Source organism: Streptomyces sp. NBC_00376 (assembly GCF_036077095.1).
Lineage (GTDB): Bacteria > Actinomycetota > Actinomycetes > Streptomycetales > Streptomycetaceae > Streptomyces.
The window spans coordinates 7632198-7644271 of record NZ_CP107960.1 but is presented as its reverse complement, the minus strand read 5'-3'; the positions used below and the strand labels follow the sequence as shown (position 1 = coordinate 7644271).

The following is a 12074-nucleotide window of genomic DNA, read 5'->3' as shown; positions in this document are numbered from 1 at the left end:
GGATTCACCAGCCGTTCGTGTGATCAGCCCGCCTAAAGCGTGTTTGGGAACTCATTGACCTGTCTGGTTGGCCGTTGGGCGCCTGCCGGTGAGACGCGCCCCGGGAGACGTGCCTCACCATGCGGTGGCACCCGCCCGTCACGCCCCCTGGAAGGTCAGGGCCAGCACCTCCGTCAGGCGCCGCTTCAGCGCCTCCGCGTGCGGCGGGCGCCCAGGGGTGGGGGCGCCGTCGATCCGGACGCCGGTGTCGGCGAGGAGGTACAGCATCCGCAGCGTGCGTATGGCGTTGGAGGTGTGCGCGGCCACGGTGGGGGCGCCGCGCCGGCCGGCCGGCGGCGAAGTCCGTCTCGATCGCGTCCAGCCAGCCGACGGCCTCCGCCTCGGACAGTTCCGGCCGGGTGAGCGTGCGGGCGACGCCCTGGGCGAGCCGGTCGTCCTCCTGTTGGGCGAAGAGCTCGTCGGTCGGAACCACGAGCCGCTCCGCCGCCAGCGCGAGCATCTCCTTCGGGTCGACATCCGGATGGAGCCCGAAGGCGCCCAGCAGGTCAGCGCCGTGCGCGACGGCGTGGAGCCAGCCGAGCTCGGGGTCGTACCCGCGCAGGTCCGTCTCGGCCGGGAACCAGCGACGGAAGGCGGCGAGCCATGCTGGGTCGAAGTCGCCGCGACCGACGATCATGTCGAGCACGAGCGGGGCGAAGGTACGCGCCTGGATCTCGGGGTCGTCGAACCGGTCGGCCATCACGGTACCCAGCTGGGCGCGCAGCGGCTTGTCGATGACGTCCCGCTGGATCCACGTCCGCAGCACCACACAGGGAGCGCCGTCGCGGATATCCGGGTCGGGGTGGCGGAGGACCTCGGTCAGTTCGGTGGCGAGGGCCGGCAGTTCGGCCGTCGCCGGGGCGGGGCAGTCGTTCTCGTAGAGGTACAGCCAGCGGGCCGCGTCGATCGGCGGCCCGTCGTCGGACTTGGTCACTGCCTCACCTTCGGCGAGGGTCCCCGGCAAGGCAACCGGTTATCGGACGGATGCGGGGCGAGCAGGCGGCCCGGGCCCAATGGGGACCGCTTGTCAGTACGCCTCACCACGCTCGTTGTGCTTGAGCCTGTTGATCCCGCACTCGACCGCGTGCCGGGCCTTGTAGTCCTTGCGGTCGAAGGCCGGAGGTCGACCACCTGTCTTCCCGCGCCGCTTGCGGTTGGCGGCCTGGTCGGCAGGCTCCGGGATCGTGCGGCGGATTCCCCGCTTTCGCAGGTAGGCCCGGTTGGCGCGAAAGGAGTAAGAGCTCGCGCATATAGGCGGCGTGGGCAGCCCCGAAAGCAAGGTAGGCAGGTCCCGGTGATCATGGAGTTGCGACGCTCTGTGATCACCGGGGAGATCTCTGCCCGTCCTTCCGTCATGGCTGACCGACCCGCTCTGGGTTCAATTCACGGCACTGCTGCCCGAGCGCCCTGCGGTCGATCCGGCCCACCCGCTGGATTGCCACCGCAGCCGTATCAGCGACCGGATCGTGTTCGACAAGCTGCTCCAGCTCTTGCGGTTCGGCTGCTCCTACCAGGCGGTCTCCGACACGACCTGCTCGGCGACCACGATCCGCAACTGCCGCAACTGCCGCAACGAGTGGATCCGGCTCGACATCCTCGCCCGGCTCAAACAAATCGCGCACGCCTGGCAGAACTCCGTCCACCGGCTCCGATCGGCGGTGGGCTTGGAAGGGGAGGCATGCTTCACCGAGCCCGGCGGCGTCGACGTGGCGGAGACGGAGGCCCCGCCGAGCCGGGCGGCCTTTGCTGTCAGCGGCCGTGTTGTTGAGGCCGGATGAGGAGCAGGGCGATGTCGTCGTTGCGGGGGGCGGACCGTTGGGCGTGGTGAATGAGTGTGTCGGCGAGGGCATCCAGGGTCTGGCCCCTGGCCTGTGCGAGCTGGGCGGCGAGGTCGGCGGTGGCGTCGTCGATGTCGACGCCGGGGGTTTCGACGAGTCCGTCGGTGTAAAGGGCGAGCACGGCCCCGGGCGGTAGGGGGATGTCGGTCTCCGGGTAGTCGGCGGCGGAGTCGATGCCGAGCAGAAGCCCAGGCGTCAGCGGGAGGATCTCGGCGTGCAGGTCGGGGTGGCGCAGGAGTGGGGGCGGGTGGCCGGCGGTGGCCAGGCAGGCGCGGTGGCGTGCCAGGTCGAGCTGGACGTAGAGGCAACTCGTGAACAGGCCGGGGTCGAGGTCGGTGAGCAGGCGGTTGGTGCGGGCGAGGACTTGGCCGGGCGGTGCGCCGGCGGTGGCGTGGACGGCGGTGCGGACCTGCCCCATGAGGGCGGCGGCGTTCACGTTGTGGCCTTGGACGTCGCCGATTGCTGCGGCGGCGAGGTCGGTGTCGAGATGAATGAGGTCGTAGAAGTCGCCGCCGACGTCGATGCCGTGAGCGGTGGGGAGGTAGCGGGTGGCCACGTCCAGGCCGGGGACGCAGGGCAGTGCTTGGGGCAGCAGGCTGGCTTGCAAGCTGTGGGCGAGAGCCTTGTTGGCGTCGTAGAGGCGGGCGCGGTCCAGGGCCTGGGCGATCAGCCCGGCGGTCGAGGTGAGGACAGCTCGTTCCTCGGGCGTGAAGGGATGCGGCCGGTCGTACGCGAGGACCAGCGAGCCGACGGGGCGGCCGGAGGCGATCAGGGGCAGGAAGGCCCAGGCGGCCTTGCCGTCCTGCAGGACGGCGGGGGGATGAGCGCGCTTGAGGTCCGCGAAGGTGGCGTAGAAGCTGGGGACGCCGCTGGTCAGGACACGCACGGCAGGGGTGTTGGAGGCCAGGGGGGTGCCGTCGAAGCGGTCCACGAGTTCGGCGGGATAGCCGCGGTAGCCGATGATCCGCAGCCGGCCCTCCTCGGCGATCATCAGGGCGAGGGCTTGGGCCTCGAAGGCGGTCGGGATCAGGTCGGCGATCCGGTCGATCACGTCCGTGACCCCGACGGCCTCGGTCAGCGTGGCAGCGAGGTGCATCAGGTGGTGGTGGGCGGTCGACCGGCCCGGTGCGGCCGGCGGTGCGGGGTGCAGAACCCTTGACGTCTTTGAGGCAGGGGCCGGGGAGGCCGGGGCGATGCGGACGCTGAGGCCGGATACGTCCGGGTAGAGGTGGAAGGACAGCCACCGGTCCGGTGGGCGCAGGGCGGTGAAGGAGGTGGCCTCCTGGCTGAGCACCGCGGCCCGGTAGCGGTCCTCGACGACTGGGTCGTCCAGCCACGGCAGGACCTGCCGTGGCAGGGCGTCCAGCAGGTCGGCGGCGCTCGCGCCGAGGAGGTCGGCGGCGGTGGTTGTGATGAAGGTGATCCGGCCGTCGAGGTCCAAGGTGCAGCATCCTCCGGGCAGGCGCTCGGCGAAGTCCGCCGCTGCCGCCCTCTGGGTTGGACCACGGGCACGGGCACGCAGGGGGGCCAGGACCTGCGGCTCGGAGCCGGGCAGCAGCGGGTGGCCGCTGTCGGCGGCCTGCCGCAGCAGAAGGCCCAGGCGGCGGCAGGAGGTACGGACCGCGCTGCGTTCGTGCCGGGTCAGCGGCGATGGATGCGAGCTGGGCCACCGCACCACCAGGGCGCCCCAGGTGGTGGTGCCGGTGGTGATCGGGGCAGCGGCCGCCGAGAAGGGATAGGGCAGCGAGAGCGCCATCTGCGGGTAGTGCCGCGCCATCTCTTCCTGGCCGCCTATCCAGACCAGACGCCGCTCGCGCACGGCGTCGGTCGCCGGGGTGCGGGCCGCCAGCGGCACCTGCGTCCAGTGCGCGGCGATCTGCCGGGGAACCCCCCGCAGCACCGCCAGCCGCAGCACCCTCCCGCCCGGCGGCAGCAGGTAAACCAGGCCCCCGGAAGCATCCGTCTCCCGCATGAACTGGTCCAAAGCGGCGCCGAGTAGACGCATGCCAGAGCCTGTGCCAGTGCCGAAGCTGGCAAGGTCCCTCATGCTCTCACCCTCCCCAGCGGCACCAGGCAGGAATCCCTCCAGGCGCCTGAAGCGACTTCTGGCCGCCTCCGCACTGATGCCCAGGCCGGCACCGATCTGCGCCCAGCTCGCCCCGGCTCGCCGGTCCGCCAACACCGCACAGCGCACCAGCCGCCCGGCCAGCCCCGGCACCTCCGCCACCGCGGCAACATGACGGCCTCCCGCTCCTCGCCCCGGACACGAGTCGCTCGCCCGCTGGGCGACGGCCTCCACCTGCGTCAGGAGATCCGCTTCCGCGAACACCAGCGCCTGCCGCGCCTCCGCCGCCGCCTGCCAGCGACGCCTGGCCCGCCAGGCCGCCTGCCGGTGCGCCTGATGGCAATACCGCCGACCCGGGCCTGCCGACTCAGGCAGCGGAGCTTCGCACCAGCCGCACCGATCGTCACCCATATACCGATCGTCGCCCATATAGGGAAAATATGCTCTGCTGCCGTGACGACGTGCTGCACATGTCCACCGGGGCGGTGGCGGCTGTACCTATGCGTCGACAGGCATACGTACCGATCATATCGGCATCAAGATGCCCAAACTGCTTACAGTAAACGGCAGGGCTGGCTAGCCCTCCCGGGCGGCGGCGAGGTGTGCGTCCACGGCGACGACGCCGTCGACGCCCTGGCACAGGCCCACGACCACCGGGACGAGACGTGGTTCCGGGACGTGGCCCCGCAGGGTGACGACCCCGTCGTGGACCTCTACCACGACGGTGCCTTCGCCCAGGCCGAGGATGCGTCCCAGGACGTCCTGCTCGACCTCGCCGCGGATCTCTACATCGGAGCGGATGAAGGCGTCGAGCAGGTCGCTGCGGCTGACGATGCCGGTGAGGAGCCCGCCATCGCCGACCACGGGCAGCTGCTTGACGTGCCGCCTGCGGAGTTCCCGCGCGGCCCGGGGGATCGTCCAGTCGGCGCGGGCGGTGAAGACGGGGCTGCTCATGAGCGCGCCCGCGGTCCGGGCCCGGGCCTTGCCCCAGGCGCGCTCGTCGTTCCCGTCCTGCCCCTGCGGATCGGGCATGCCGGTCTCGTGCCGCAGCACGTCGGACGCGGACACGACGCCGATGGGGGCGCCGTCGTCGTCGACGACCGGGGCCGCGACGATGTCATTCGCGTCCAGCAGGGCGGTGACCTCCTGGAGTGGTGTGTTGGGGCGGAGGGTGAGGACCTCCTCGGTCATCACGTCGCCGACCGTACGGCGGTGCAGCATGGCACCGACCTCCTCCGCTTTGCGACGGGCAGCCGAGATCGGACCGCCCGGGCGGACGACGCGCGGCGCACCGGCCTCTGGGGCCCTGCCGACTCGTCCACGCCGTCTCCCCTACCCATGACAGCACCGCGCCGCTCCACCGACCAGTGACGTTCGGCCCGGCGGGGAGGGCCGGCGGTCCCACGGCCAGGAGTGCGGCCGAGTGCGCGTTGGATGCTGGCAACGCTGAGCGCCAGGCCCTTGCGTCGATGGGGATGATCAGGTCGCCCCCTGACTGCTTCCTCAGCGTCATCGAGCTACGGGCTTCAGCTGCGAATACTCAACACTGTCGGCACGACGCGGGCCATCGTCGTCCTGACCTCCTCGAAGAGAGATCCGGCTCTTCCACTCGGCTATACGTCCCTCCGTCCGGATGCCGCAGGAGATTCACTGTGGGACCTACGTCACTCCGCTGCCATGGGGTGTGTAGAGATCGAGGAGCCGGATCCGGGTGGCTTGTAGCCGGTGTGTGACCACTTCCAGGACGCGGCGGGTCAGTGCGAGGCCGAATGCGGGATCCACTTCGCACAGCTCGTGTACGGCATTCGCGTCGAACTCGCGGGCCCGTACCAGGCTGTACCTCAGCCCCCAGTCGCCAGGCATACGGGGGGACCAGCCAGGACCAGCCGAGCAGATCGCCGTGGCCCAGCGTCTCCACCGTGGCGGCGCGGCCTCCGTGTGCCTGGAGGTCGAGCGTGCCGGCGCCGGCGCGGATGATCCAGAACCGGTCGGCGGGGTCGCCCTCGTTGAAGATCCGTGTCCCTGCGGGGAACGAGACCTCGTGCGAGCAAGCCATCATGGTCCTGGCCCTCCGCCGGCAGTCCGTGGAGAAAGGTGCTGTTCATCGGTGTCCTCCCAGGTTCCGGCCGCCGCGGTTGCTCCGCACGGTGCCGACCGTGTCCACACCCCCAGGCTGCGTCAGCGGCAGGTTGCGCACTTGGGCCGAAAGGTCCCGCTGGTGTGCCCCTTGCGGCCTTGTTCCGTAGCGCGGGTCGGCCACGGGCCTGGGACATCAGCCGAAGAGGCTCCGCATCCGGATCGTCCGTATCCGGCGCCTGTGCGTCTTCAGGGCCCGAAGCCGCGCGCCTGACCCTGGCCTGCTGGATCCCGTGCTGGCCTGGCTCGTGCAGTCGTTCTTGCACGACAACCCCTAAGGTCCGCACCATGCCCCGTCTTGGATGGCTCGCCCGAAAGCCGCTGGGCAGCGTCATGGGCAGCAGATGAGGCCGCGTTGCGCAGCCTGCCGCTGCGCCTCATCCACGCCGAGGACTGGCCCGTATCCGTCGCCATGCCGGGTGAGCAGCTTCGAGACGCAGGAACGTGGGTCCGACCGCATGCTCACCGAGGTCGCAAACGACCTGCGGGGGCGCCATCCCGGGCTCGACATGACCACCGGGCGGCTCTCCGCACGCCCCCCCAGCGGCCCTGTCCGCCGAGGCGAGCGAGGCGGACCTGCTGGTGCTCGGCTCGCGTGGGCTCAGCCGCACCATGGTGTTCTTCATCCACTCGTTTGACATAGCCACGATCAGTGGCATCGAGCGGCCGGTCATCCTCGTGCGGGCGACCAATCGGCCGGACGACGAGCCACCGCCCCCGTACTGACCCCTATCGTGACCTGGTCGTCGGTGTCGACGTCCATCAGCCCTGCGACGCGCTGCCGGCTTTCGCCTTCGACGAAGCCGTACGGCGTGACTGCGTACTGTGGATCGTGCACGGTTGGCCACTTCCCTCGGTAGTGGCCCAGGATCCCCTGTTCGATCAGGGGTCCGCCAGGAGACGGACGCGAAAGTCGACCGCGCGCTTGCCTAACTGCTGATGCCCTGGCGGCAGAAGTGCCCGTCGCTGGACGTCGTCGAGCAGGCACTTGTGGGCTCTCCCGGAGAGCAGTTGGTCCACTGCACCGCCGACGCGAGTAATAGTCAATACCTGTGGATCGTTGAAGTTATCGCCTGATAATCCGGTGCCATCGGATCTCGCCGTCGTGCCATTCGTCGGTGGGTGCGAGGCCTGCGGCAGTAGCGACGGCAGCGGATGCCCGATGTTCAGGGTGGATGTGGGCGATGACGCTGTGTACCGGCTGCCGACTGAGCCAATCGACGAGTCCTCGGGCTGCCTCGGTGGCGATGCCGCTTCCTTGCCACAGGGTGCCCACCACCCACGCGACCTCGGCAATGGGGCCGTGGCCAGAGGGGCTGACCGTCGCCTGGACTGTGCCGGTCAGGCGGGACTTGTCACGGAGCCGGATCACCCAGTTCAGCCAGGAGATGGCCGGATCGGGGGAGCCTGCGGTCATGCGCTGGTAGCGCGAGCGTAGGGCTTGCGGGGTGTCCGGAGTGCCGCCGATGAAGGTGTGCAGGGCCGGATCGGACAGCACTGCGGCCATCTCCTCGGCGTGCTCGACGTGCAGCGGCAGCAGGTCCAGCCTCCTGGTACTGATGGCCTGGGGCTTGAGGGTGCTCATGCCGCGACCGCCTCGGGGCGTTCGACGAACTGGCCGCGTTCGAAGCGGGCTTCGGCGCGGACGAGGGCGACGAGGTGGGGTGCGTTCACGGCCCGCCACCGTTGCTGGGCGGACTCGACGAGTTCGAAGACCATGGCCAGGGCGGCGGTGCGGGAGCCGGCGCCGCGGGTGACCTTGGTCCGCAGCCGGACGGTGGAAAAGATCGACTCAATGGGATTCGTGGTCCGCAGGTGGATCCAGTGCTCGGCCGGGAAGTCGTAGAACGCCAGCAACTGATCCTGGTCGTCGGTGATCTTCTTGACCGTCTTGGGGAACTTCGCGCCATAGAGCTGGGCGAACGTCCTGACCGCCGCCTCGGTGTGGTCGTGGCCCTCGGCGTTGTAGATGTCCTGGATGGCCTTCTTCGCGCCGGGCTGCGCGGATTTCGGCATGGCGTCCAGGACATTTGCGGTCTTGTGAACCCAACACCGTTGCTCGCGGGTGGCGGGGAATAGCTCGGCCAGAGCCTTCCAGAAGCCCAGGGCGCCCTCCCCGACCGCGAGCACCGGGGCTCGCATGCCCGTGCGGGCGCAGTCCCGCAGCAGGTCAGCCCACGACTCGGCGGACTCGCGGTAGCCGTCCTTGAGCGCGACCGGCTCCTTGGAGCCGTCAGCCCGGGCCCCGATGAGCACCAGCACGCACGCCTTGGCCTCCTCCAGGCGGACGTTGAGGTGGATGCCGTCGGTCCACACGTACACGTAGTCGACCTCGGACGAATCGCGGTCCTTGAAGCCGGCGTGGTCGGCCTGCCACTGCGCCGTCAGCCGGGTGACCGTCGTCGCCGAGAGCCCGGCGGAGGAGCCGAGGAACTGCTCCAGAGCGGGCACGAAGTCGCCAGAGGACAGGCCATGCAAGTAGAGCAGGGTCAACACCTCGCTGATCTTCGGGGACTTGCGGCACCACGGAGGCAGGATCGCTGAAGAGAACCGCTTACGCTCACCGGTCTGTTCGCCGACGCGCTTGTCGTTCACCCGCGGCGCCTTCATCTCGACCACGCCGGCCGCGGTGGTGACCTGCCGGGGCTGGTGATAGCCGTTGCGGACCACCAGACGTCGCCCCCTGCAGTCGCGCTCATCGGCCAACTCAGCCATACGCGTTGGCTTCGGCCTCCCGTGCGACGGCCAACATCCGCCGAGCGCCTTCCCGAACAACCTCATCCAACAGCGAACTGCCACTCGGCCTGGCGCCGTTCTCGTTGACTACCGTGAGCACGGGCGCGCCTTCCCGGCCGACGCGGCAACGTCGACCTTGCTCGATGACCTACCGATCGATCCATCGGGAAGGTACGCCTCCTTCCGTCACGAGTGATCCACAGGTACTGAGCATCGCTCGCCGACGCGGATCTCGTGGTCGTCGGCCGCTGTATCCGCTGGTCCCCCTGGGAAGCCACATCGACCCGATCGCCCACGCGGTGATCCACCGCTCCCCGGCACCCGTCGCCGTCGTCGCCCACGACTGAACGACGTGCCCGACACGGAGGTTTCCATGCCGGCACCGGCACTCGGGGCGATAGCCGTGGAATCTGCGGAGTCCCTCGCAGAGAACCCAGCGACGGTCCCGGCGATGCACAACGCGTAGTCATCCGGTGGGGCTCAGGCGGAGCAGGCGCGGCATCCAACCGGAGTGACGGAGGTCGACGATGGCTCAGAACACGGCGGACGGCACGCACGGCGGCGCACAAGGAAGCGGGGCTGACTCGCCGACCTCGGAGAAGCATGCACCGCACGACCGAAAGCACGGAACCGAGGCACCCGGGGGCCGTCTCTTCCCGGGCCTCACGAATCCTCTCGGCCCGCGCGCGATTGAAGGTCTCGCGGACATGAGGTGTCTGTGCGACACGCTCGACCACGCGACCGGCCAGCTCATCGCTCGCTCGACCACTTCGGCAGCGACCTCGTCGTCAAGCCCGCCGGCCCGCGTCGCCCTGGACCAAGCCCTGGCAGCCGCCGCCTCGCGAGGTGCCCCGGTGCGCGCGGTGTGAGTGCGGCAGCGCCCGCTGCTCGGATTCCTCGACGAGCAGGCCGCGCTCGAGTCGTGTCACAGGCAGCTGCACGAAGCGACCGCTGCGCGTTCCGCCGCGTACCAGCCATGCAGTGCTGCGGGGCACCCGGCGGGTCGAGGCGCCTGATGATCAAGACGCTTAGAGAGATTGTGAGATATCCGCCCTCAGCGAACGGCTAAAACAGCCTCTTACCTGGGACTTTTAGTGGATCACCAGGATCATTCCTCCATCCTAACCTTCTGTACGTCCTGTACATTTTTCACGGAAACCGGTGCGGCCCCGTGCAGCGCCCGTACAGACCCCGTGCAGCCCCCGGAGGAAAGGCATCGCCATGCTGTTCCAACCCACCGCCCGTCACGTACTGCCCGAGTTCACCGAGCGCACATCCAACGGGACCCGCACCCTCGACCCGTACTCCAAGCTGCTCTCCGAACGGATCGTCTTCCTCGGCACCCCGGTCGACGACGCCGCGGCCGGCGATCTGATCGCGCAGCTCATGTACCTGGAGCACGACGCCCCGGACCGGCCCGTATCGCTCTACATCAACTCGCCCGGCGGCTCGTTCGGGGCCATGTCCGCGATCTACGACACGATGCAGTACCTCGATTGCGAGGTGGAGACCTACTGTCTCGGCCAGGCCGGTTCCTGCGCCTCCGCACTGCTCGCCGCTGGCGCTCCCGGCCGGCGGCACGCACTGCCCGGCGCGCGGGTCGTCGTGCGGCAGCCCGAGCTCACCGAGCCGGTGCGGGGCCGGCCGTCCGACCTGGAGATCGAGGCGCGGGAACTGGAGCGGGTCCGCGCGATGCTCACCGCACTGTTGACCCGTCACACGGGCCGCACCGAGGGGCAGATCACCGCCGACACCGAACGCGACCTCATCCTCGACGCGGCGGGCGCCAAGGCGTACGGGCTGGTGGACCACGTCCTGGAGAGCCGGAATTCCTCACTCCCGCCGCACGGCGCGAGGTGAACGCCCGATGCGGCCACCGGAGTTCCCACCCCTGCCCGCACTGACCCGCGCCGAGGGGGAGTTCATCGACCACTACCTCGAAGTCCTCGACCAGGTAGGCCGGATCAACCCGGCCCGAGGCAGCGACACCTATGGCGCACTGCGCGCCGCACAGGCACTCGTGGCGCGGTCACGGGCGCTGCGGGACGCCCTCGCCTTGATGCACGAGCGCGGCGAGGCACACATCCACGCCGCCACGCTCGCCCGGGCGCTGCGCGTGCTGGACGGGGAACGGCGGGCCGGACGCGTCACCGTACCCCCTGCACCGGGCAGTTGACCGACTCCCGCGCCCGCGTGCCGGCGGCGGGGCCCGCCCAACTCCCCCTGCCTCGCCGTCCGGCGGCCCTTCACCCAACTCCCGTACTCGACACGCCCGACGGCCTCACCGAAAATCCTCGCTCGTTCGGCGTAGGAAGTCCCTCTCCCGAGGGACCATTCAACTTGCGTTTCGCGCGTGAACAGTGAGCGGAATCCTGCCTTCCGTGCCTGGTACGAACCCCTTCCGGATCACCGGCGGAGCGTCAAAAATCACCATGCCCACCCGAACGGATCAGTCGTGAGGAGCCTCACAAATCCCTGTTCAAGCTCGGAAATCCGGCAGCCGGTAAGTCAAGATCCCTGGGACGACAAGCCCCCGCCACCGCGGCGGGGCGGTCCGGGCGGACGCCGAGTCCTGCCGCCGTCCGGATGCCTGGTCGACAGAAGTGGATCGGCAGGAGTGGAGGACCCGAGCACAACGGGTCGACCTGAACACCGGTCGACCCTCGGGGTGAAGCCGCCGAACGCGGCCGGGCAACTTCGCCAGCCCGAACCCGACAGGTCATCCTTCACAGGCGGCTGACGAAGGGTTGCGCATGACTGCGCAGGTTCATGTCCCGTCTCTGCTCGTCCGGGCCGGTACGGCCTCGGTTCTCACACTCGCCGCCGTCGGCGGCACCATGTTCGCCCCGGGCGCCGCGACGGACGCCCAGGCGGCGACGCTGTCGATGAAGGCGCTCAAGATCGCGGCATCGAAGAAGGGGTCGCCCTACGGTTGGGGGGCCACCGGCCCGAACCGCTTCGACTGCTCGGGGCTGACGCTCTATTCGTTCAAGAAGGCGGGCAAGAGGCTTCCCCGCACGGCCCAGCAGCAGTACAACCGGACGCGGCACATCTCGGCCTCGCACCGCAAACGCGGCGATCTGGTCTTCTTCCACTACGGCCGCAGCGTCTACCACGTGGGGATCTATGCCGGTAAGGGCAAGATCTGGCACTCGCCGAGGACCGGCTCCGTGGTGCGGCTGGAGAAGATCTGGACCAAGAGCGTCTACTACGGCCGGGTCCGCTGAGGCGGGGCCCGTCCGGCGGGCCGGGGCCGTCGC

Annotated in this window: 8 protein-coding genes, 4 pseudogenes and 1 riboswitch; of the genes and pseudogenes, 5 read left to right on the top strand and 7 right to left on the bottom strand. The window is 69.7% G+C overall.

Translation table 11 applies throughout. The features are described from left to right. Positions 1-4 precede the first annotated feature (4 nt). Positions 5-973, bottom strand: a complete 969-nt coding sequence (locus tag OG842_RS34335; RefSeq protein ID WP_266735316.1) for a DUF2785 domain-containing protein — start codon at positions 971-973, stop codon at positions 5-7. 120 nt (positions 974-1093) lie between these two features. Then, a pseudogene (locus OG842_RS45290) lies at positions 1094-1276 on the bottom strand (IS5 family transposase); the annotation flags it as partial. A 100-nt stretch (positions 1277-1376) separates the two neighbouring features. Between OG842_RS45290 and OG842_RS34325 the strand changes: the two are divergent. After that, positions 1377-1665 (top strand): annotated as a pseudogene (locus tag OG842_RS34325) (IS5/IS1182 family transposase); the annotation flags it as partial. Positions 1666-1788: 123 nt separating this feature from the next. Here the strand turns inward: OG842_RS34325 and OG842_RS34320 are convergent. The 3 genes and pseudogenes from OG842_RS34320 to OG842_RS34310 form a co-directional block, all read right to left on the bottom strand. Beyond that, a complete protein-coding gene (locus tag OG842_RS34320; protein WP_443064020.1) occupies positions 1789-3924 on the bottom strand; it encodes a SpoIIE family protein phosphatase in 2136 nt (711 codons plus the stop codon). A 594-nt stretch (positions 3925-4518) separates the two neighbouring features. Continuing rightward, entirely contained in the window at positions 4519-5163 is a 645-nt protein-coding gene (locus OG842_RS34315; RefSeq protein ID WP_266735320.1) for a CBS domain-containing protein, read from the bottom strand. 438 nt (positions 5164-5601) lie between these two features. Continuing rightward, positions 5602-6001: pseudogene (locus OG842_RS34310) on the bottom strand (cyclic nucleotide-binding domain-containing protein). A gap of 659 nt (positions 6002-6660) precedes the next feature. On the opposite strand from OG842_RS34310, the gene OG842_RS34305 reads away from it, so the two are divergent. Then, positions 6661-6804 carry a hypothetical protein gene (locus OG842_RS34305; RefSeq protein WP_443064019.1) on the top strand — a complete coding sequence of 48 codons (144 nt, stop codon included), beginning with the start codon at positions 6661-6663 and terminating at the stop codon, positions 6802-6804. 340 nt (positions 6805-7144) lie between these two features. Here OG842_RS34305 and OG842_RS34300 read toward each other — a convergent pair whose 3' ends face one another. Both OG842_RS34300 and OG842_RS34295 read right to left on the bottom strand, forming a co-directional pair. Then, entirely contained in the window at positions 7145-7663 is a 519-nt protein-coding gene (locus OG842_RS34300) for a GNAT family N-acetyltransferase (protein ID WP_266735321.1), read from the bottom strand. Continuing rightward, positions 7660-8914 (bottom strand): annotated as a pseudogene (locus tag OG842_RS34295) (IS256 family transposase). Before OG842_RS34295 ends, OG842_RS34300 begins: the two are co-directional and overlap by 4 nt. Positions 8915-10038: 1124 nt before the next feature. Here OG842_RS34295 and OG842_RS34290 point away from each other — a divergent pair. From OG842_RS34290 to OG842_RS34280, 3 genes are all read left to right on the top strand, one after another. Then, the gene (locus OG842_RS34290) at positions 10039-10674 is read left to right on the top strand and encodes an ATP-dependent Clp protease proteolytic subunit (protein ID WP_323185906.1); all 636 of its coding nucleotides are present in this window, start codon (positions 10039-10041) and stop codon (positions 10672-10674) included. 7 nt (positions 10675-10681) lie between these two features. Continuing rightward, a complete protein-coding gene (locus OG842_RS34285) occupies positions 10682-10990 on the top strand; it encodes a hypothetical protein (RefSeq protein ID WP_266735324.1) in 309 nt (102 codons plus the stop codon). Between the two features lie 401 nt (positions 10991-11391). Continuing rightward, positions 11392-11564: riboswitch (cyclic di-AMP (ydaO/yuaA leader) on the top strand. Between the two features lie 3 nt (positions 11565-11567). Continuing rightward, positions 11568-12041: a C40 family peptidase gene (locus tag OG842_RS34280; protein ID WP_266735325.1), complete on the top strand. Its 474-nt coding sequence runs from the start codon at positions 11568-11570 to the stop codon at positions 12039-12041. The last annotated feature ends 33 nt before the right edge of the window (positions 12042-12074 follow it).

Coding starts and splice junctions, on each gene's coding strand:
- OG842_RS34320 (WP_443064020.1), bottom strand. CDS start 3,924: ATGAGGGACCTTGCCAGCTTCGGCACTGGCACAGGCTCTGGCATGCGT.
- OG842_RS34315 (WP_266735320.1), bottom strand. CDS start 5,163: ATGCTGCACCGCCGTACGGTCGGCGACGTGATGACCGAGGAGGTCCTC.
- OG842_RS34285 (WP_266735324.1), top strand. CDS start 10,682: ATGCGGCCACCGGAGTTCCCACCCCTGCCCGCACTGACCCGCGCCGAG.
- OG842_RS34280 (WP_266735325.1), top strand. CDS start 11,568: ATGACTGCGCAGGTTCATGTCCCGTCTCTGCTCGTCCGGGCCGGTACG.
- OG842_RS34300 (WP_266735321.1), bottom strand. CDS start 7,663: ATGAGCACCCTCAAGCCCCAGGCCATCAGTACCAGGAGGCTGGACCTG.